The sequence below is a fragment of the Acinetobacter sp. 231_lipA genome, assembly GCF_058243005.1.
Map to the genome: position 1 here is coordinate 114,088 of NZ_JBZAYU010000001.1, position 22,009 is coordinate 136,096.

A 22,009-nucleotide genomic window follows, 5' to 3' on the forward strand; every position below is an offset into this window, starting at 1 on the left:
TATGGTGTTTCAGCAGGATCTTCTCGACCTCAACAGTCTGTTTAACTTCTCGGATCTGAATACATTTACTCATAATATCCCCATTGAGTGGGTTGAATCTGCACTTAAATTGAGCAGTTCGGCTACTATCCGCAGGCGACGCTTGCCCGCAGATCAGGTTCTCTGGCTGGTTCTCGGAATGGCGATTTTTCGTGATGAGCCTGTCCATGAAGTGGCAAGAAGACTAAATATTTGCGCTCAAGGACTGGCCTCTCTTGACCTGTTGGCACGCAGCGGGGTAACTGAAGCACGTAAGCGTTTGGGTGCAGATCCTGTGGAGTGGCTGTTTCGCCAGACAGGTCAGCACTGGGGACATGAGCGTTACCCAGATGATCAATGGCAGGGGCTTCAGGTCTTTGCTGTCGACGGTGCACTCTTGCGAACCCAAGATACAAATGATCTTCGTGAGCATTTTGGCTCAGGGAATACTTCCACGCAGCGCCAGACGCCATTTCCGATGCTACGGCTCGTCGCACTGATGAATGTGCGCTCGCATATATTAGTCGATGCGCAGATCAGTCCCTATCGCCGGGGGGAGATTCCTCTGGCGTCGAAGTTTCTCAGCCAGATTCCCGATCATTCGATCACCTTGTTTGACAAGGGTTTTTGGAGTGCGGACTTATTGCTTTCACTCTCGATGCAGGGTCAAGGTCGTCACTGGTTGATTCCGGAACGCAAAAATCTGAAAAGTGAGGTGATCGAGACGTATGCAGAAGATGACGTGCGGGTACGGATGAAAGTATCACCCCAAGCAAGAAAGAACAACCCGATGCTCCCCGAATACTGGGAAGTCAGGCAAGTCAGTTATGCTGTGGATAAGGGACGAATAAAGACGGTTCTGACCTCGCTGCCGGCCGATCAGTATCCTGCAAAGGATATCGCTAGACTCTATCAAGAACGCTGGGAAATCGAATTAGGTTTTCGGGATATCAAAAGCTCGATGCAGCATAATGCCATCACGCTTCGCAGCAAGACAGTAGAGCTGGTTTATCAAGAGCTGTGGGGTCTATTGCTGACCTACAATATTATCCGGCGAGAAGCGGCATTTGCAGCGGTAGCCTTTGGGCGTTCACCTTCGGATATCCGTTTCAAGCCTGTATGCCAGTACATAGCCGTTCAGCTGATCGTGATGGCGAATGCCAACCCATTATCAAGAACTGGCAGGCGGCTATCGGAGCTGAGATCAGGGATAGGTAGCCTGTTTCTGGAAAGGCGTTCGAGGGCAACAACACCCCGAACGGTTAAGATGTCAAAAACCCGTTATCCAGTAGATCGAAATGCTGCTCCTCTTAAGTGAACAGCATTGCGCATAAAGCGGACTTTTTCAATAACTTTCAAATATTAAGCAGATTTTTTCGCTTGTGCATTTTTACGGATCGTAATCATGATCAATTGCACTGCTGCAGGTGTTACCCCCGGAATACGATTTGCTTGAGCCAATGTCTCAGGACGTACATCTTTCAATTTTAAAGTAATTTCACGAGATAAACCTGAAACAACATCATAATTAAAATCGGCTGGAATTTTAGTTTCTTCCAAACGCTTCATTTGCGCAACGTCTTCATGCTGACGGTTAATATAACCTGCATATTTCACCGCGATTTCAATTTGATCGCCCACTTGTGCAGACACTTCTGAACGTGTGAGTTCCGCAATTTGAGCAAATGAAATATTCGGACGTTTTAACAAATCAATCGCAGAACACTCTTTCGATAAATCCGCACCTGTCATTTCGACAAACTTTTTACCCATCGGGTTATTTGGTGCAGCCCAAAGGTGTTGTAAGCGACCAGTTTCTTGTTCAACGGCTTCCATTTTTTCACAGTAAGCTGCCCAACGCACATCATCCACCAAGCCCATTTCACGACCCACTGGCGTTAAACGTTGATCCGCATTGTCTTCACGTAGCATCAAACGATATTCGGCACGTGAAGTAAACATACGGTACGGTTCTTTCGTACCGAGCGTAATCAAGTCATCTACCAATACACCCATATAGGCTTCATCACGTTTTGGTGTCCATTGCTCTTGATCCCACGCACGACGCGCAGCGTTTAAGCCTGCAAGCAAACCTTGTGCACCCGCTTCTTCATAACCTGTCGTACCATTGATTTGGCCGGCAAAGTACAAGTTATTGATGGCTTTGGTTTCTAAAGTAAACTTCAACGCTTGCGGGTTGAAATAATCGTATTCGATGGCATAGCCCGGACGTAAAATGTGCGCATTTTCCATCCCGCGAATTGAACGAACCAGCTCAAACTGCACATCAAACGGAAGTGAAGTTGAAATACCATTTGGATAAAGCTCATGTGTATCTAGACCTTCAGGCTCTAAGAATACTTGGTGTGAGTCTTTATCGGCAAAACGGTGAATTTTGTCTTCAATGGATGGGCAGTAACGTGGCCCCACACCTTCAATAACACCAGTGTACATCGGTGAACGGTCTAAACCGCCGCGGATGATGTCATGGGTTTTTTCATTGGTATGTGTAATATAACAATTCACTTGTTCAGGGTGCATAGATGCATCACCCATGAATGACATCGTCGGTGATGGGAAGTCACCCGGCTGTGGAATCATCACAGAAAAATCAACCGAACGCGCATCAATACGTGGTGGCGTACCTGTCTTTAAACGACCCACTGGCAAATTCAACTCACGTAAACGGTGTGCCAGTGAAATTGAAGGTGGATCACCTGCACGGCCGCCACTTGATTTTTCAAGACCAACGTGGATTACACCACCCAAGAACGTCCCTGCAGTGAGTACAACTGTTTTCGCATCAAAACGAATACCCGTTTGAGTTACAACACCCTTTACAGTATCACCCTCAACAATCAGGTCGTCTGCGGCTTGTTGGAAAATATCGAGATTTGCTTGGTTTTCCAAAGTGTCACGAATCGCGGCTTTATAGCGAATACGGTCTGCCTGCGCACGAGTTGCACGAACGGCTGCACCTTTGCGTGAGTTTAGGATACGGAACTGAATACCACCTTTATCGGCAGCCAATGCCATTGCACCACCCAAGGCATCAATTTCACGCACCAAATGCGATTTACCAATACCACCAATTGCTGGATTACAGCTCATCTGCCCTAAAGTCTCAATATTATGAGTTAAGAGTAAAGTCTGTCGCCCCATACGTGCCGCAGCCAATGCTGCTTCTGTACCTGCGTGACCGCCGCCGATAACAATGACATCGTAAACTTTAGGATAATGCATAGTGGTAAAGGAGATTAAAAAATGATAACGGAAGATTATAGCAAATTTTCGATTGTAAGTTGACAGATTCCGTGGAATTTATTGTATATGCGGTGCTGTGCTTACTGCGCCAGCGCTAGGTTTATGTAATTTTACTTGCAGAGCAGTAGCAAAAACTCAACAAAGGATGCGTTTTGTTACCTGAAAAGCCTTGTATTAATTTGATCATTTTTTATCCTATAAGTTGATCATACAACAACCAAAGGTAAGCATTATGAATAAGAAGATTCTTTTTTCATCCATTCTCTGCGGTTTATTTTTTTCGCCTTTTGTATCAGCCAACGACAAAGTTGAAAAGGTCTATGATAGTCAACGTTATCAACAAGTCTGTAAAGGCAAGTCACAAGGAACAGCGGTTAGTTTTGCCTATCGAGGCATTATTTGGAATGGTACCTGTGAACCTCAATTTTTCCCAAGCTCAAAAAATGCCAATATTCATGGTGATGAAGCTGAGTTAGCCAGCATTTGCCAAGGCGACTCAAAAGCGACATCAATCAATATCGAAGGTAAAGAAATTAAAGGCAAATGTGCCCTTGGTTTTGTAGCACCTAAACCAAGAATGTAAGCAAAACAACTGAAAGTTCATGCTGTATTGAGGGTAAAAAATAGTCCATTTTTTACCCTTTTTTCGACCTTGTAAATTATTGAATTCTGTATACACTCAAAAACACAAAAGATAAAAACGAATAAAAAAGGTATTCCATGGATTCGGAATTGTTTACAGTTTTTTTGCCTTTGACTTTGGCATTAATGATGATGGGTCTTGGTTTACACCTACGCCCAGCTGATTTTTATCGCCTCACACTGCATCCCAAAGTCATTTTCATCGCGTTATTTTCACAGTTGGTGCTGCTGGTGGGCATTGCGTTCCTCATTTGCCAGTTTTTAAATTTAGCGCCTATTTTCGCGATTGGTTTGATGCTCGTTGCAGCTTCACCAGGTGGGCCAACGTCAAACCTATTGACCTATTTATTTAAAGGTGATGTTGCGCTCAACATTACTCTTACAGCCACGAACTCCATCATTTCAACACTAACCCTCCCTTTTATTATTAATTTTTCACTGATGTACTTTCTACAAACATCACAACCCGTTGACATGCCCGCCATGAAAATGATGAAGGTATTTTTCATTACTCTACTTCCTGTCAGTATGGGCATGTTTTTACGTTATTACTTTCCAAAACTTGCCGACAGATTAAACCGCCCAATGCGTATTTTGTCTGCAAGCTGTCTTCTTTTTATCTTTTTTCTCGCACTGTACTTAGAGCGACATAATTTTGTCGAATATGTGTTTGAGATTGGGCCAGCCGTGGCCTTATTCTGCTTCTGTAGCATGTTTATTGGTTTTTTTGTGCCGCATCTGGCCAATATTCCAGAAAAACAAGCCTTAACCTGCTCCTTTGAGATCACCATTCACAACACCGCACTTGCCATCACGGTTGCCCTGTCAGTCTTAGGCAACACCGCCATGGCCATTCCTGCCGGTATTTATTCTATTTTCATGTTTGTATTTGCTGCGTTATTAGGCCTATTAATCTCGCGAAGAAATGACAGTTTATTTTTGAAGAAAGAGACCGTAGCTGAATAATTTCACGGTCATGATTTATATAATTTTAAGGAGAATATGCACCTATGGATTCAGGAATTATAACTATTATGTTACCCCTAGCTCTTGCCATCATCATGATTGGCTTGGGCTTAGAGTTAACCCCGAAGGATTTTGCACGTGTGAGCAAGCATCCCAAAGCAGTATTGGTTGCTTTATTTTGTCAATTGGTACTTCTTGTTGGGATTGCCTTTGTAATTTGCAAAGTACTCAACTTACCGCCACTGCTTGCCGTCGGCTTAATGCTATTAGCAGCTTCTCCTGGTGGCAGTACTGCAAATTTATTTAGCTATTTGTTTAAAGGTGATATTGCGCTCAATATTACCTTAACAGCCATTAACTCCGTTATTGCAGCGTTTACCTTGCCGTTAATTGTCAACTTTGCCATTCAGTACTTTATGCAGGATGGACAACACGTCAGTATGCAGTTTAGTAAAATCTTACAGGTTTTCTCAATTATTCTTATCCCTGTCTGCATTGGTATGTTGATTCGCCACTATGCACCCTCTTTTACCAAGAAGCTGAATAAGCCATTACGTATTTTTTCTGTTGTGTTTTTAGTCTTAATCATTGTTGGCGCAATAGCCAAAGAACGCGCCCATATTCTGGAGTATCTGACTCAGGTCGGTTTAGCCACAGTCATTTTCTGTATTTGTAGTTTAATGATTGGTTATTTTGTACCGCGACTACTGGGGATCAACAGTGCTCAAGCACGGGCTTGTGCATTTGAAATTGGCATTCATAACAGCACCCTTGCCATGACCATTGCACTCACCGTGATGGCCAGTACCACCATCGCCATGCCCGCAGCTGTCTATTCTATTTTTATGTATATCTTTGCTGCCATCTTTGGGACATTACTCAACCGTTTTGCCCCATCGGTTCAAACCAGTACAGAACAAGCCTAGAACACATGTAGGTCTAATGATGCTTCGGCATCCTTTTTTATTTTGAGGAATACTGTCGAACTGCCCCCTGTTCCGCTACAATATTTATTTATACATAAATATTAGGTTATTCCTGTGAAGTGGCTACAAATTCATATTACGGTTGATCAAGCGCAAGTCGATTTTACTGAAACCCTTTTAGAATCTTTGGGTGCAGTCAGTGTCACATTAGATGATGCAGAAAACCAAGACTTACTTGAACCACTTCCAGGTGAAACGCCACTTTGGAATAAAGTCATTGTGACAGGTATCTATGCGCAAGAAGACGACGAAGAAATTGATGTCAATGCATTAGAAACTTTTATTCGCACTCAAATGCCTGATGCACCGATGCGTAGCGAATTTCTTGAAGACCAAGAATGGGAACGCACATGGATGGATGCCTACGAACCAATTCAAATTGCAGACAAATACTGGATCGTTCCTGAATGGATGGAAGCACCAGAACCGGATGCAGTGAACATTAAACTTGATCCAGGCTTAGCTTTTGGCACGGGGAACCATGCATCTACTTTTCTTTGCCTGCAGTGGTTAGGTAAAACTGATGTTAAAGATAAAATCGTAATCGACTATGGTTGCGGTTCAGGTATTTTAGGTGTTGCTGCTCTACTTCTAGGTGCAAAAAAAGTCTATGCCACAGACATTGACCCTCAAGCAATTTTAGCCACTGAACAAAATGCGGCACTCAATGGCGTGGCTGAGAACCTTTATGTCGGTTTACCAGATGAGTTCAATTTAGAGCTGGCTGACCAAAAAGCAGATGTCTTTGTAGCAAATATTTTGGCAGGCCCGCTCATGATGTTAGCGCCGGAATTCGCAACTTTGGTCAAATCTGAGGGCGAGTTCGCACTTGCAGGAGTAATTGAAGAGCAAGTTTCTGATGTTTCTAGTGTTTATTCTGAGTTTTTTGATATATTAGAGGTCGAGAAACGTGATGAAAACTGGTGTCGAATCTCCGGTAAACGCCACACCCTTTAAATGAACTCTAAATACACTATGAGCGACAAACAAACCTCTTGCCCTAAATGCCTAACCATCTACAAAGTAAGTGTTGCGCAACTCACTGTTGCGCAAGGTATGGTTTGTTGCCCAAAGTGTTCGATGACCTTTAATGCGCTCTCGCATTTAACCACGGGTCATACTTTTGACACAGGTGAGGAAAGATCGTCGAATCAGAATGACATGAGCATGTCTTCAAATTCAGCATTTTCCTCTCCTCGTGTAGACAGCATTCATTTTGATTTATCGCAATCTGCTGCGCTTTCAATGTCGACATCAAATTTGCTTGATATTTTCAATCTGAAAGTTGAGCACTCCAACATTGACCTCAAAACCTATTTAAACAATTTAAACTATTTTAGTACCGACCCGATTGGTAACTATCCTGCCATGAATTTGGCTGACAACAATCCAGGGAAACCGCAAAAAAGCCCAATGTACTATATGCTTTGGGGTGTGATTAACTTCAGCTTATTGGCTTTATTATGTTTCCAATACCTATGGTTTAACCCACATATCCTCAATAACAGCCCCGCATTAGGTGCAACCTATAATAAAATTTGTCTTGTACTAAACTGTAGCAGCTTACAAGAACGTTATAGTCTGATCAGCATTAATAAATTAAAAGTAAAACGTGTAAACGCACAGAAAACTCAATTTTCAGGTGAACTGATCAATTATCATGACACCAGTCTTCCGCTACCAGATCTTAAAGTCATTTTAAAAGTGGATGGTGAAGTCGATTCAACTTATCAACTACATGCAAATGAATATTTGATTGATAGTCTGGTTGGAATCAAACGAATTCCTAAAAATAGTCCGTTCAAATTCAAATTTAGCCTGCCAGTTAGCCGTAAAAGCTTCAATCATTACAGTTTAGAAATAGTCCAGCCCTAAAATTTAAAAAAAATGTAAAAAAAGTGAAAAAAAATGCAGTTTTCTTGCTCACTTTTTCTTAGACAATGGTATGATACGCGCCACAAAAGCTTAGTGCTGCAATCTCCTCAGTCTTTTAATACAAATAGAACATCAGCAAAAATGCGCGTTATCAAAATATCGCGTATTGAGCAGATTTTTTTGTTTAAAAAAGGTCGGTAACAAATATTTAACTATTGTTACGCTTATATTTCGACCAACTTAGCGATATTGTGGCATGCTAAATGTACAGTTTTAGAACTAGTCGTTTTAGGATCTAAAACGAAGTTCATTTTAATTTTAGACCACTTTATATATGTCACTTTACCCAAGTGATATTTAGATTTTTCGGATTACTTCGCATGAATAGCAAATCTCCTATTTTTACTGCACAGTCTGATGTCGCTCTTCGTATTCACGTAGATCGCGCAGTTCGCCACTATTTTGCACAACTGCAAGGCGAGCAACCATCTCAGGTCTACGACATGGTGCTGGCAGAAATGGAGAAACCTCTTCTATCTGTAGTTTTAGAATATACCCGCGGTAACCAAACACGTGCTGCGGAGATTCTAGGACTTAACCGTGGAACTTTACGTAAAAAGTTAAAAGCTCACGGTTTAATGAGTGAATAAATGATAAAATGCTTGCGGCTTCCGCGGGCATTTTTTTTACCTGCTATTTTTGGCTTTTTGTTTTAATTCTTGATAACTGTGACGAAGATCATGACCATTAAACGCGCTTTAATCTCTGTTTCCGATAAAACTGGCATTGTTGAGTTCGCTCAAAACCTTGTTGCTCTAGGGGTAGAAATTTTATCTACTGGCGGTACATATAAGTTGTTAAAAGACAACAATATCGCTGTAGTCGAAGTTTCAGAGCATACTGGTTTCCCAGAAATGATGGATGGTCGTGTAAAAACGCTACACCCGAAAATTCATGGTGGTATCTTAGCTCGTCGCGGTCTAGACGAAGCTGTGATGGCTGAACACAATATCGATGCGATCGATCTTGTGGTTGTGAACCTTTATCCATTTGCTGCAACAGTCGCTAAACCAAACTGCTCACTTGCGGATGCGATTGAAAATATCGACATCGGCGGCCCAACCATGGTGCGTGCTGCTGCGAAAAACCATGCTTCTGTCGGTATTGTGGTCAATGCTACAGACTATGACACTGTTATTGCTGAGCTAAAAGCAAATGGTGCTTTGTCTTACGAAACTCGTTTTGACTTAGCCGTTAAAGCATTTGAACATACAGCACAGTATGATGGCATGATTGCTTCTTACCTAGGCGCTCGCGTAGGCAAGGAAGAAGGTCAAGCAGACAAGTTTGCACGTACCTTCAATACACAGTTAAATAAAGCTCAAGACTTGCGTTATGGTGAAAACCCGCATCAGTCAGCAGCATTCTATGTAGAAAGCACAGCAACTGAAGCCTCTGTTTCAACAGCGAAACAACTTCAAGGTAAAGAACTTTCTTATAACAACATTGCAGATACAGATGCCGCACTTGAATGTGTCAAATCATTTGCAAAACCGGCTTGTGTCATCGTTAAACACGCAAACCCATGTGGCGTTGCGGTATCTTTAGATGGTATTCATGCGGCATATGACTTGGCTTATGCAACAGATCCTGAATCAGCTTTCGGCGGCATCATTGCATTCAACCGTGAGTTAGATGTTGCAACTGCACAAGCGATTGTTGACCGTCAGTTTGTTGAAGTTATCATTGCGCCAAGCATTGCTGAAGGCGTACTTGAAGTCACTGGCGCGAAGAAAAATGTTCGTGTTCTCGTTTGTGGTGAATTACCTGCACTTGATGAGCGTGCGCCACAATTGGACTATAAACGCGTAAATGGCGGTTTATTGGTTCAAGACCAAGACTTAGGTATGATCACTAAAGATGATCTAAAAGTCGTGACGAAACGCGCACCAACGGATGCTGAGATTGATGATTTGATCTTTGCATGGAAAGTTGCGAAATACGTAAAATCAAATGCCATTGTTTATGCTAAAGGTCGTCAAACCATTGGTGTAGGCGCAGGTCAAATGAGCCGTGTTAACTCAGCGCGTATTGCTGCGATTAAAGCGGAGCACGCAGGCTTAGTGGTTGAAGGTGCTGTAATGGCATCTGATGCATTCTTCCCATTCCGCGATGGTATTGATAATGCAGCGAAAGCAGGCATTAAATGTATTATCCAACCAGGCGGTTCTATGCGTGATGAAGAAACCATTGCTGCTGCAGATGAAGCAGGTATTGCAATGGTCTTCACTGGCATGCGCCACTTCCGTCACTAAGTGATAGATGCAGACCGTAATGACAAAGTCATACATGTGGTTTAAAACAGATTTCTAAATCTTACATAAAGTCCTCTCCTTCTTAGGCTGAGGACTTTATGTCATTTCGATTCATGGAGTATGAACCGATGAACATTTTAGTTTTGGGTAATGGCGGTCGTGAACATGCATTGGCATGGAAAATCGCGCAAGATGAAAAAGTTACAAAAGTTTTTGTTGCACCAGGTAATGCAGGAACTGCAACAGAAAACAAATGTGAAAATGTTGCACTCAACATTTTAGACAATGCTGCAATTATCGACTTTGCAAAAAACAATGCCGTAGATTTGATTATTGTGGGTCCAGAAGCACCGCTTGTAAATGGTGTAGTTGATGCTTGCCGCGCGGCAGAGCTTCAAATTTGGGGCCCAACTCAATTTGCTGCCCAGCTAGAAGGCTCAAAAGCATTTGCTAAGCACTTCTTAAAACGCCACAACATTCCTACTGCGTTCTACGATGTATTTACTGAAGTCGATGCAGCGAAAGCATTTGTTGAAAAAAATGGCGCGCCAATCGTGATCAAGGCCGATGGTCTTGCTGCGGGTAAAGGCGTGATTGTAGCCATGACTAATCAAGAAGCTTTTGATGCGATTGATGACATGTTGGCGGGCAACAAGTTTGGTGATGCTGGTTCTCGTGTTGTGATCGAAGAATTCCTTGCTGGTGAAGAAGCGTCTTTCATTTGTATGATTGATGGCGACAACATCTTACCAATGGCAACATCTCAAGACCATAAGCGTATTTTTGAAGGCGACCAAGGTCCAAACACGGGTGGTATGGGTGCTTACTCTCCTGCTCCTGTGGTGACTGCAGATGTATTTGAAAAAACCATGAATGAAGTGATGCGTCCTACCGTTGAAGGTATGAAAAAAGACGGTCACGTTTATACAGGTTTCTTATACGCAGGCTTGATGATTGATGACAAAGGTCAACCAAAAGTGATCGAGTTCAACTGTCGTTTTGGTGACCCTGAAACTCAGCCGATTATGATGCGTTTAAAATCATCATTGGTCGATCTGGTTGAAGCTGGTATTGCAGGTAATCTTCCAGCAGAAGCTGAATGGGATGAACGCAAATCAATTGGTATTGTTCTTGCAGCTGAAGGCTACCCAGAAACCGTTCGTCAAGGTGACGTCATCTCTGGTCTTGGTCAATCTCCTGAAAACACAAAAATCTTCCATGCGGGCACAACAATGAGTGCCGACGGTCACATCTTGACTGCGGGTGGTCGTGTTTTATGTGTGACAGCTCTTGGTGATACCGTACTTGAAGCACAAGTCAATGCTTTAGAAGTTTGTGGTCAAGTCACATTTACGGGTATGCAATATCGTACAGATATTGGTTATCGTGCCATTGCGCGTGAAAACGCATAAGTAACGCAGTCAACACACTTTAAAAAACCCGCTAAATGCGGGTTTTTTAATTGCAAACCGCTGCGAATTTTTTAAATATATCCGTATGAAGATAAATTAAGTTCTAAAGATATAGCTATATTCATCCTGTACTCTGAGACATACTTTTTGCACTTTATACTCGTTATATCTATTTTTTGTATTTAGTTTAGATAAAATCTTATAAAGCACAAAATTTATGCAAATTGTTATTTTTAAATAGATTAATTAAAAATAATATATTGTTTTCATTAAAAAATTACAAACAATATGCAAATTACTAATCTTTAAATAAGATAAGTATTGAACTTTTATGCTCTATATCGAATATTACTTTGTTGATATGATGTGCAAAATTTAACGATTGAGCAGAGATGTTTCTAGTGAGTTGAAAAAGTTAATCTTTTTCAAAGTGAAAGCCTATATTCGACTGATATCGAATTGCACGCTTTCAAAACTCACATTACAGTCATATGCAACAAATCAGAAATGCCTGATTTAAAATCAATTGATCTCTCTATTGTTCAGCTAAGTTAAGCCTCGTTTAGATGCTTAATCGGGAAGAAAAAATGAAAAAAATTCTAGGAATTGCGCTGGGTTTATCTGTTGTATTAACGGGTTGTAGCAAACCCGAAGCACCTGCGACAGATGCGGCTAAAACGGATACTGCAGCAGCTGAGCAAACAGTAACCATCGCATCGACTGGCTCTGATGCTGATATTTGGCGCCACATTGCAACTTTGCCAGAGACTAAAGCAGCGGGCTTAAAGTTAGACATTAAAAACTTCACTGACTATGTCGCAATGAACACCGCTGTTGCTAACAATGAAGTCGATGTCAACGCATTCCAATCTTATGCTTACCTTGTGGCATACAACGAAGCGAACACAGCGAAGATTGCGCCACTTTCAACCACATATCTAGAGCCAATGGGCATCTATTCAAGCAAAGTCAAAACACTGGCTGAATTTAAAAATGGTGCAACGATTGCGATTCCAAATGATGGTGCGAACGAATCACGTGCATTGTTATTATTACAATCTGCGGGTCTAGTGAAGTTAAAAAATGACTTTGACTTCGTGAAGGGCACTTCGAAAGACATCGTTGAAAACAACAAAGCTCTCGTCATCAAGCCTATTCAAATGGCAACGGCTGTACGTGTGAAAGACGAAGTTGATGCAATTGTTTTGGGTAATACCCTTGCAATGGAAGGCGGTCTAAACGTATTGAAAGATGCGATTTACTATGAGCCAATCGATCAAACCACAAAAATGAACGTAAACGTACTTGCTGTGGCTGAAGCGCGTCAAAATGACCCTGTACTGAAAAAAGTCGGTGAACTTTACCATGTCGCTGCAGTAGGCAAATATGTTCAAGAACATTTTGGCGGCACAAAAATTGATGTGAACAAGCCAGTAAGCTACCTTACTCAAGCTAAATAGTAATATAATCAAATCAACGAAACAGGCAAAGTCTCTTTGCCTGTTTTTTCATTTTTGTGTAGTTTTTGACGATATGATTCAATTTAAAAACATTTCAAAGCACTATCAGTTGAAGGGCCAAACCATTCCTGCACTGGACCAAATCAATTTGGACATTCCAGAAGGCAGTATTTTTGGCGTTATTGGCTATAGTGGTGCAGGTAAAAGTACCCTCATTCGTTTGATCAATTTACTTGAACGTCCAACCGAAGGACAAGTAATTATCAATCAGAAAGACTTTACTGCATTAGATGCAAAAGCATTACGTCAAGAACGTGCAAATATTGGCATGATTTTCCAGCATTTTAATTTACTGCAAACCAAAACCGTTGCAGCCAATATTGAAATGCCCATGAAACTTTTAGGTTATAGCAAAGCTGAACGTGAAAAACGTTTGAATGAGCTACTTGAGTTTATTGACCTCAAACATAAAAAAGAAGCTTATCCAGACGAGCTCTCGGGTGGTCAAAAACAACGTGTCGGCATTGCACGTGCGCTTGCCAACCATCCTAAAATATTACTTTGTGACGAAGCGACTTCTGCACTCGACCCACAAACCACCAAGTCGGTATTGGACTTGCTCAAAAAAATCAATCAAGAGCAAGGCATTACCATCGTCATGGTGACACATGAAATGGATGTGATCCAAAGCATCTGCTCACATGTGGCCGTAATGGAACTCGGCAAAGTGGTTGAAACGGGGAAAACGGTGGACTTGTTTAGTCGCCCACAACATGCAACGACACAGAATTTTATTCAAACGATTTTGCATCAACAGCTACCGATTAAGCTTCTGAATAACCTCGAACATAAGCATCATCATAGTATTTACCGCTTACAATTTCTTGGTAACTCTGCACACGAAACCGTAATCCAAAACTTAATTAAACAGTTTGATATTAGTCTCAATATCCTGTTTGCCAACATGATTGAAATTGATGGCAATGTGATTGGGCAAATGTTTGTTCAGCTCTTGGGCGATGAAAGCCTGATCGCTGAAGCGGTTGAGTTTTTAAAACAACATGGTGTGGCTGTTGAACAATCAGGAGAGCTGGCATGAGAGATTTAATTGTCCAGTGGTTAACTCAAATCACAGCACCTTTTTGGAAAAGCTCTTTATCAATTGATCAGTTTATTACTGCTTTGCAAGAAACATTTCATATGGTGTTTTTTGCAATGCTATTTGGCTGTATTTGGGGCTTTATTCAGGCCATCATTTTATTGGTCACACGTCCTGATGGTATTTTGCCAAACAAAGCGATTTATCACAGCCTCAACCCGATTGTGAATGCCCTGCGCTCTCTACCCTTTATTATTTTGCTGATTGCGGTTTTACCTTTAACCAAACTCATCGTCGGAACATCGATTGGCACGTGGGCTGCAATTGTTCCGCTCACCATCTATGTCGGACCATACATTGGTCGTTTGGTGGAAACTTCATTACTGGAAGTGAATGAAGGCATTATCGAATCTGCACAAGCCATGGGTGCAACTCCGCTACAAATCATCTTTAAGTTTATTTTACCTGAAGCACGCAGTTCACTGATTTTAAACTTAACCACAGCCACCATTAGCTTAATTGGTGCAACCGCGATGGCCGGTGCAGTGGGTGCAGGTGGTATTGGTGACCTTGCTATATCTTATGGTTATCAACGTTTTGACACCAGTGTCGTAATACTCACAGTAATTGTGCTGTTGATCATGGTGCAAATTGTACAATCCGTTGGCGATTGGCTATCTAAACTGCGCTAACAAAATCAAGCTCTCAATATTGGGAGCTTTTTTCAGGTCTAAATTTTATATAATGCGGCAAACAAAACCTTTAAAAGCTATAACGATGAAAATAACAACTCTATTGATCAGTCTAAGTCTTTTGCCGATGCTCAGCCATGCAGCTTCAAATCCCTATAACTACGTCACCAGTGTGAAAGTGAATCAGGTTGAACTCAATGCACCTGTGACAGCACATCAAGTCAGTCAATTACTCGCTCCTCCGAATGGAAAAACCAGTAAACAATATGCCGAATGTACAGGCAACTATGAATACAGTATTACAAGTGCTCAACCCAAAACCCTAAAATTTGAGATTTTTAACGAAGATAATCCCAAGACTCAGGCTGAAAAATTCTATAAGGACAAAGCGAGTTTCAAACAACTCGGTCAAACCAAAGGCCGTGTTTGGCTTGACTGGAAAAGCACCCAAGCGATGAGCGAAAATATACGCGTGCAAAATATTCAGATCACACCGAATTATACTTTGCAGCAGTTTAAACAAGACTTTAAATACAGTGCACAAGGCATGGTAGCATCAGGTGAAGCCCAAGTTTTGCTCTTGCAGCCCAATGAAATCAAAACCTTTCTAAAAGAACCGCAAGACTTTGCCCCACCCTACACGGCTTATCTCAACTTTGGTTTTAAAAATGGACAGTTAAGCAGCTTTGCCATTCAGCAAGCAGTGGCCTGCTAAAGGCTTTTATTCCAAGAAACAATGCGACTGACATTACCTTTTTTAAGTCGTTTAGAACTTACTGACAATAAAATAAACAGTCCAAACACTGTAGCCTATTAAATTTTGCCAATTCATTTGAATCGCACTCAGAATGAAGGCAGAGCATGTTAAACTATTCAGCGGTTTTTGCAGGGACTCACTTATGCACTTTGTACATCTTGGTATTCATACAGAATTTTCAATCACAGAATCAATTGTACGTATACCTGATTTAGTCAAAGCTGCTAAGGCAGAAGGTATGCCAGCCCTTGCCATTACTGACTTATCTAACTTACATGCTGCTGTAAAATTTTATGGTAAATGCTTAGATAATGGTATCAAACCGATTATGGGTTCAGAAGTTCGCTTGAACGATGCTGAACATCGCGTGACATTATTGGCGATGAGCAATGTTGGCTGGCGTAATCTAACCGAACTGGTTTCAGAAGGTTTTATCCGAGGTCAACAGCTTGATATTCCTTGCGTTGCAAAAGACTGGATTTTAGAACAAAACCATGACCTGATTGCGCTACTTGGCATGCGATCTGATGTCGGCAAAATGCTCTGTACATCGAATCCGCAAAAAGCCGAACCTTTACTCGAAGAATGGATTGCAAAGTTTGGCAATCGTGTTTATTTGGCTTTATGTCGAACAGAGCGTTCAGGTGAAGATGACTTCAACTATGAAGCCCTAAAACTGGCTAAAAAATACAATATTGGTGTAGTTGCGCACAACGATGTGCACTTCATGAAAGAAATAGACTTTGAAGCACATGAAGCCCGAGTCTGTATTGCCGATGGTTATGTATTAGGGGATAACCGCCGACCAAAAAATTACTCTCCAGAGCAATATTTTAAATCTGGCCAACAAATGGCGGAGTTATTTGCAGACATTCCCTCTGCAATTGAAAATACTTATCAGATCGCGAAGCGTTGTAACGTCACTCTGCAATTAGGTAAATACTTCCTGCCTGACTACCCTATTCCTGAAGGCCATACCATTGACACCTACTTTGCACATTTATCCAAAGAAGGTTTAGAAGAGCGTTTAGACTTTTTATATCCACCAGAAACGCGTGATGAATACTGGCCTCAAAAACGTAAAGAATACGATGATCGTTTAGAATATGAAATCGGAACCATTCTTAAAATGGGTTTTCCGGGCTACTTCTTGATTGTCATGGACTTCATCCAATGGTCCAAAGGTAATGGCGTTCCCGTTGGTCCAGGTCGTGGTTCAGGTGCAGGTTCACTTGTGGCCTACAGCTTAAAAATTACGGATCTCGATCCTCTCCCATACGGACTACTCTTTGAACGCTTCTTAAACCCAGAACGTGTTTCAATGCCCGATTTCGACGTCGATTTCTGTATTGCTGGTCGTGACCGTGTCATTGACTATGTGGCGCGTACATACGGACGCGATGCAGTATCACAAATTGCCACTTTCGGTACCATGGCAGCCAAAGGTGCGATTCGTGACGTGGCACGTGTCTTGGGTAAATCCTATGGTTTGGCAGACCGAATCTCAAAAATGATTCCGACCAAACCTTTAGGTTTAAGCCTCGAAGAGTCGATTGAAGCAGAGCCACAGCTTAAAGACATTGTCACTAACCCATCCAACCCAGACAATGACGATGCGGCTGAAATTTGGGAAATGGCATTAAAGCTCGAAGGCATTACCCGTAACACAGGTAAACACGCAGGTGGCGTGGTCATTTCCCCGACTAAAATTACCGACTTTTCTGCCGTGCTGTGTGATGCAGATGGTACAGGCCGTGTTGCGCAGTACGATAAAGACGATGTTGAATCTGCAGGTCTAGTAAAGTTCGACTTCTTGGGTCTGCGCAACTTAACGGTCATTGAAGATGCCGTGAAGAATATCAATAAGCGCATTCAGCTAGATGTGCCTTTAGACATTGCGTTCATTCCGCTTGACGACAAAGATGCATACCTCATCTTTGCCAATGCCAACACCACAGCGGTCTTCCAGTTTGAATCCGTGGGCATGAAAAAAATGCTCAAGGAAGCACGTCCAAGTAAATTTGAAGAAATTATCGCCTTCGTATCCCTTTACCGTCCGGGTCCGATGGACCTGATTCCAGACTTTATCCACCGTATGCATGGTGGCGAGTTTGAGTATCTTCACCCCCTACTTGAAGGTGTACTTGAGCCGACTTACGGTATTATGGTTTACCAAGAACAGGTAATGCAGGCAGCACAGTATTGTGCGGGCTATAGCTTGGGTGGTGCGGACTTACTGCGTCGTGCGATGGGTAAGAAAAAGCCCGAAGAAATGGTCAAACAGCGCCAAATTTTCACGGAAGGTGCAGCGAAAAAAGATATTGATGAAGCCACTGCCAACCATATCTTTGACTATATGGAAAAGTTCGCAGGTTATGGCTTTAACAAATCGCATGCCGCAGCATATGCCTTAGTGGCCTATCAAACTGCATGGCTCAAAGCGCATTATCCAGCTGAATTCTTAGCAGCGGTGATGTCATCGGAAATGCAAAACACCGATAACGTGGTGTTCTTGATTGATGACTGTCGACACAACGATATAGAGGTATTGCCGCCTTCGGTCAATATGTCTATCTATCAATTCCATGCTTCGGACGACAAAACGATCGTCTATGGGCTCGGTGCAATTAAAGGCGTCGGTGAAGCGGCGATGCAGTCGGTTATTGACTCGCGTATTCAAGATGGGCCTTATCGTGACTTATTTGATTTCTGCCATCGTATTGATCTGAAAAAAATCAATAAACGGACTTTAGAAGCATTGATTCGCTCAGGTGCTTTAGACTGCCTCGGCATTGAACGTTCAAGTCTAATGGCGCAGCTTCCTGAAGCGGTACAAGCGGCGGATCAAGCTCGATCAAACCGTGAAACAGGCATCATGGACTTATTTGGTGAGGTTGAAGAAGTACAACGTAAACCTGCCAAACCTGTTAAGCCATGGTCAGATGAAGTCCGTCTCAAAGGTGAAAAAGACACCCTAGGGTTGTATTTAACAGGTCACCCGATCGATGTCTATCGCACTGAGTTGAAAGCGTTTATTCCGAACAAAATTAATGAACTTACCCCGACCCGTCGTGGTGTCACTACCGTTTTTGCTGGGCTTGTAGTTGATGTAGCCAACTTCCCGAACCGCATGATGGTGACCTTAGATGATGGTACCTCACGGATTGAAGTCTCTGCGAACCATGAACGCTTTATGCGTTTTAAAGACATCATTCAAAATGAAAAAGTGGTGGTAATTGAAGGTGAAATTTACGAACGTGAAGGTTTTGACCGGCCAATGGGACGCTTAACCAAAGCATTTACGCTGAATGAAATTCGCCAAAAGCGCGCTAACTGTATTCAAATTCGTCTCGACCCAACACATAGTACAAAAACACTGAGCCAAGATTTAAAAAATATTCTTGCATCCTTTTGTAATGTCGATATGTGTAATCACATCCCGCTGCAATTGCTGTTGGAATACCCATATGCCACGGCTGAATTACACTTAGGAATCAATTGGAAAGTGGCACCGCTGGATGAACTACTTTCTAAACTCCGTGACTATTTTGGTAAAGAAAATCTTCATGTGGAATATCAAGTCAAATCCAAAGCAGCCAAAGCGGTGAGCTATGAAGAAGCCAAACCTGTAGATGTACCACCGCCCCCTGCGGATATGAGCATGGATGATGCCATGGACTTATATCAAGCTGAAGTCGGTCAGTTCTCTTAATTATTTAAATTTTAAAGATTCATTGGAAAAATCATGAGCCAATTTGACAATGCCGCTGTTTCAGCGCATCTCTCCCATGTGCGTATTGTCATGGTCAATACTACACTCCCTGCGAACATTGGTAGCGCACTGCGTGCCATGAAAACGATGGGACTCTCAAAACTGGTTTTGGTTGCGCCAAAAACCTATCCGCATCCCGATATCGATGCTTTGGCTGCGGGTGCAACTGATTTAATTGAGCAGATTGAAATCGTTGAAACCCTTGCCGATGCCATCAAAGACTGCCATTTAGTGTTTGGCACGAGTGCGCGTAGTCGTACCATTCCTTGGCCCTTGCTAGACGCACGTCCCGCAGCTGAAAAATCAATTTCAGCAGTGGTGAATGATCAGCAAGACGTTGCTGTTGTATTTGGCCGTGAAGACCGCGGACTGACCAACGAAGAACTGGCCATGGCTAACTATCATGTCACCATTCCTGTAAATACAGACTATGGCGTGCTAAATGTGGCTCAAGCCATTCAAGTGATTTGTTATGAAATGCGTATGGCAACTCTTGCTGCTGTGGAAAGCGGTAAAGATGAAACTGCAACCATGCCTGTAACAGATACTGAGTCTATGCAGTGGGATGAGCCTTTGGTCACCCATGAGCAAATGGAACAGTTCTATCCGCACATTGAAAAAATGTTGGCCGAGATTGAATTTTTAGATCCAAAAAATCCTCGATTACTGCCTTTACGCTTGCGTCGTCTTTTTGGACGTATACAATTAGATCGTATGGAATATCATTTACTTCGTGGTATTTTTAGTCGTGTACAAGCTTTAAATAACGGCACATGGAAAAAGTCAAATACGGATCAAACAGAGGATCAATCTAATGCTTAAACAGCTCAAAGAAGATATACAAGCTGTATTCGCGCGCGATCCTGCGGCACGAAACACTTTAGAAGTTCTAACCACATATCCAGGCATTCATGCCTTGATCATGCACCGTATGGCGCATGAGTTATGGAAAAAAGAATGTAAAGGCTCAGCACGTTTATTGTCTTCTTTTAGCCGTTTTGCAACAGGTATTGAAATTCACCCAGGTGCTAAAATTGGTCATCGTTTTTTTATTGACCACGGCATGGGCGTCGTGATTGGTGAAACCGCTGAAATTGGTGATGATGTGACCCTATATCATGGTGTCACTTTAGGTGGGACCACGTGGAATAAAGGCAAACGCCACCCGACCTTAGAAGACGGTGTAGTAGTTGGTGCTGGTGCTAAAATTTTAGGCCCTTTTACTGTCGGTAAAAATGCGAAAGTCGGCTCAAATGCAGTCGTCACCAAAGCTGTTCCAGCCGACACCACCGCAGTTGGTAACCCTGCACGCTTTATTTCTAAAGATAAACCGAAAGATGAAGCAGAAACACGTCGTCGCGATTATGCAGAAAGTATTGGTTTCCAACCTTATGCTGCAACGCAAGACCAGTCTGATCCAATTCTTGAAGGTATGCGTGTTCTACTTGACCGCATTCAGCTGAATGAAAAACGGATGAATACCCTTTGCCAACGCTTATCTTTGCTTGATCCAACTTTTAAAAAGCAACAACAAAATGAACAACCCTTTAGTGCTGAAGAATTGAAAATTTTGGAAGATGTACGCCGCGAATGTGAAGCTCAAAGCCTGCCATCCAATGACTAAACATGAAAAGTGTTAGTTTTTGAAAACCTGCCTATAGCAAACCTTGCATGTTCATCAGAGTTTTTTTAGACTGACGAACATGCCTTTTATACCACTTCTTAAAATAATGAATGGATGAACCTTATGATGCTTAAACCCTTAGCGGTTGCTGTTCTTGCTGTCTCGTTTTTAACAGCGTGTAGCTCAAACCCAACGAAGAACAATAGTGATACCATCGTTTTTACAGAGCCTGAATTAACTGCACCATTTTATGCACTCAATCCATTTAATTATGATGCGCCACCTCCATTTGAAATTAACTTAAAAAAAGCAGCGGCTCAGCCTGTAACAAAAATGGAAGTGACTCGCTCTGACGATCCATCTAAAAAAATGGTTTTAGACACCAATAAACTGATTATTCCAACCGTAAACAGCAAAGACCGTCAGTTGAAGTTTGCCGTACTGGCGGGCGACAATGAAGTCGACATTACTGAAATTGATGACTTCTTACAGTTGGTTGAAGGCAAAGCCCGTCACTACCCACCGCGCTTTACGGAACGCCAAGAACGTAAAGGTTTTGAGTTAAAACTAAAAGAAGTGACACAACAGCTTGATACGTTAGCATCGAAAGACAATGCTTCATTTGATGTGCTGGTTCGTGCGTTCAAAGCCAGCGTTATGGCACGTAATTTAGACCTTGGTTCAGTCTATACCACCAAATCTTTGGCTTATGCACAGCGTATTTTAAAAATTAACCAAGAAGACCCTGAAGCAAACTTCTGGTTCGGTTTTGCTTTGTCTGAAGGTGGTGGTCAACGCGAAGCAATGCCATACCTCGATAAAGCAATGAAATCTGGTGTTCAAGAAGCCTATTTAGCGACAGCAAATAACTACATTGCTATGGAACAAAAGAAAAATGCGGTGCAAACCTTGAAAAACTACAAGCTGAAATATCCACAAGAAGCCGAAGTTGCGGATCGCTTGATTAATGAAATTGAAAAACAAGGTCGTTGGAATGTTTGGCAAGTTCTAAATACTGCAAAATAATTCCATCACTTCTGATGTACCTAAAAATAGACCGAATTTTCGGTCTATTTTTATTTTAGGCGTATTGATAAATCCGAGAATTATCGTATGATTTAAAAAAT

The 22,009-nt window shown here is 42.1% G+C and carries 18 protein-coding genes; 17 read left to right on the plus strand and 1 reads right to left on the minus strand.

Annotated features, from left to right (window positions below):
- The first annotated feature begins 1 nt into the window (after position 1).
- The gene (locus AC4CUX_RS00635; protein WP_201953753.1) at positions 2–1,336 is read left to right on the plus strand and encodes an IS4 family transposase; all 1,335 of its coding nucleotides are present in this window, start codon (positions 2–4) and stop codon (positions 1,334–1,336) included.
- A 44-nt stretch (positions 1,337–1,380) separates the two neighbouring features.
- Here the strand turns inward: AC4CUX_RS00635 and mnmG are convergent, their stop codons facing one another.
- Positions 1,381–3,261, minus strand: a complete 1,881-nt coding sequence (gene mnmG / locus AC4CUX_RS00640) for a tRNA uridine-5-carboxymethylaminomethyl(34) synthesis enzyme MnmG (protein ID WP_005400671.1) — start codon at positions 3,259–3,261, stop codon at positions 1,381–1,383.
- Between the two features lie 253 nt (positions 3,262–3,514).
- Between mnmG and AC4CUX_RS00645 the strand changes: the two genes are divergently transcribed.
- From AC4CUX_RS00645 to AC4CUX_RS00720, 16 genes are all read left to right on the plus strand, one after another.
- Entirely contained in the window at positions 3,515–3,865 is a 351-nt protein-coding gene (locus AC4CUX_RS00645; protein WP_004696401.1) for a hypothetical protein, read from the plus strand.
- Between the two features lie 137 nt (positions 3,866–4,002).
- Positions 4,003–4,890 carry a bile acid:sodium symporter family protein gene (locus AC4CUX_RS00650; RefSeq protein ID WP_004982071.1) on the plus strand — a complete coding sequence of 296 codons (888 nt, stop codon included), beginning with the start codon at positions 4,003–4,005 and terminating at the stop codon, positions 4,888–4,890.
- Positions 4,891–4,934: 44 nt separating this feature from the next.
- Complete coding sequence (locus AC4CUX_RS00655; RefSeq protein ID WP_010327049.1) at positions 4,935–5,816, plus strand: bile acid:sodium symporter family protein; 882 nt, start codon at positions 4,935–4,937, stop codon at positions 5,814–5,816.
- A 114-nt stretch (positions 5,817–5,930) separates the two neighbouring features.
- Positions 5,931–6,833 carry a 50S ribosomal protein L11 methyltransferase gene (prmA, locus tag AC4CUX_RS00660; protein WP_004696394.1) on the plus strand — a complete coding sequence of 301 codons (903 nt, stop codon included), beginning with the start codon at positions 5,931–5,933 and terminating at the stop codon, positions 6,831–6,833.
- 18 nt (positions 6,834–6,851) lie between these two features.
- Complete coding sequence (locus AC4CUX_RS00665) at positions 6,852–7,751, plus strand: MJ0042-type zinc finger domain-containing protein (protein ID WP_201951764.1); 900 nt, start codon at positions 6,852–6,854, stop codon at positions 7,749–7,751.
- A gap of 380 nt (positions 7,752–8,131) precedes the next feature.
- Positions 8,132–8,401, plus strand: coding sequence for a DNA-binding transcriptional regulator Fis (gene fis / locus AC4CUX_RS00670; protein WP_001086304.1), 270 nt, complete (start codon positions 8,132–8,134; stop codon positions 8,399–8,401).
- Positions 8,402–8,491: 90 nt separating this feature from the next.
- The gene (purH, locus tag AC4CUX_RS00675; RefSeq protein ID WP_125274433.1) at positions 8,492–10,066 is read left to right on the plus strand and encodes a bifunctional phosphoribosylaminoimidazolecarboxamide formyltransferase/IMP cyclohydrolase; all 1,575 of its coding nucleotides are present in this window, start codon (positions 8,492–8,494) and stop codon (positions 10,064–10,066) included.
- A gap of 128 nt (positions 10,067–10,194) precedes the next feature.
- Positions 10,195–11,478 carry a phosphoribosylamine--glycine ligase gene (gene purD / locus AC4CUX_RS00680; RefSeq protein ID WP_201951767.1) on the plus strand — a complete coding sequence of 428 codons (1,284 nt, stop codon included), beginning with the start codon at positions 10,195–10,197 and terminating at the stop codon, positions 11,476–11,478.
- Between the two features lie 587 nt (positions 11,479–12,065).
- Positions 12,066–12,938, plus strand: a complete 873-nt coding sequence (locus tag AC4CUX_RS00685; RefSeq protein ID WP_004982088.1) for a MetQ/NlpA family ABC transporter substrate-binding protein — start codon at positions 12,066–12,068, stop codon at positions 12,936–12,938.
- 73 nt (positions 12,939–13,011) lie between these two features.
- Entirely contained in the window at positions 13,012–14,037 is a 1,026-nt protein-coding gene (locus AC4CUX_RS00690) for a methionine ABC transporter ATP-binding protein (protein WP_078389205.1), read from the plus strand.
- On the plus strand, positions 14,034–14,729 hold the full coding sequence (locus AC4CUX_RS00695) for a methionine ABC transporter permease (RefSeq protein ID WP_004696373.1): 696 nt from the start codon (positions 14,034–14,036) through the stop codon (positions 14,727–14,729). The genes AC4CUX_RS00690 and AC4CUX_RS00695 overlap by 4 nt, the downstream gene beginning before the upstream one ends.
- A gap of 85 nt (positions 14,730–14,814) precedes the next feature.
- The gene (locus AC4CUX_RS00700) at positions 14,815–15,444 is read left to right on the plus strand and encodes a hypothetical protein (protein WP_201951769.1); all 630 of its coding nucleotides are present in this window, start codon (positions 14,815–14,817) and stop codon (positions 15,442–15,444) included.
- Between the two features lie 184 nt (positions 15,445–15,628).
- A complete protein-coding gene (dnaE, locus tag AC4CUX_RS00705) occupies positions 15,629–19,198 on the plus strand; it encodes a DNA polymerase III subunit alpha (RefSeq protein ID WP_490792112.1) in 3,570 nt (1,189 codons plus the stop codon).
- A 33-nt stretch (positions 19,199–19,231) separates the two neighbouring features.
- A complete protein-coding gene (locus AC4CUX_RS00710) occupies positions 19,232–20,080 on the plus strand; it encodes an RNA methyltransferase (protein WP_005400658.1) in 849 nt (282 codons plus the stop codon).
- On the plus strand, positions 20,073–20,882 hold the full coding sequence (gene cysE / locus AC4CUX_RS00715; RefSeq protein ID WP_201951774.1) for a serine O-acetyltransferase: 810 nt from the start codon (positions 20,073–20,075) through the stop codon (positions 20,880–20,882). Before AC4CUX_RS00710 ends, cysE begins: the two co-directional genes overlap by 8 nt.
- 123 nt (positions 20,883–21,005) lie before the next feature.
- The gene (locus AC4CUX_RS00720) at positions 21,006–21,908 is read left to right on the plus strand and encodes an ABUW_2363 family tetratricopeptide repeat lipoprotein (RefSeq protein ID WP_201951776.1); all 903 of its coding nucleotides are present in this window, start codon (positions 21,006–21,008) and stop codon (positions 21,906–21,908) included.
- Positions 21,909–22,009 lie beyond the last annotated feature (101 nt).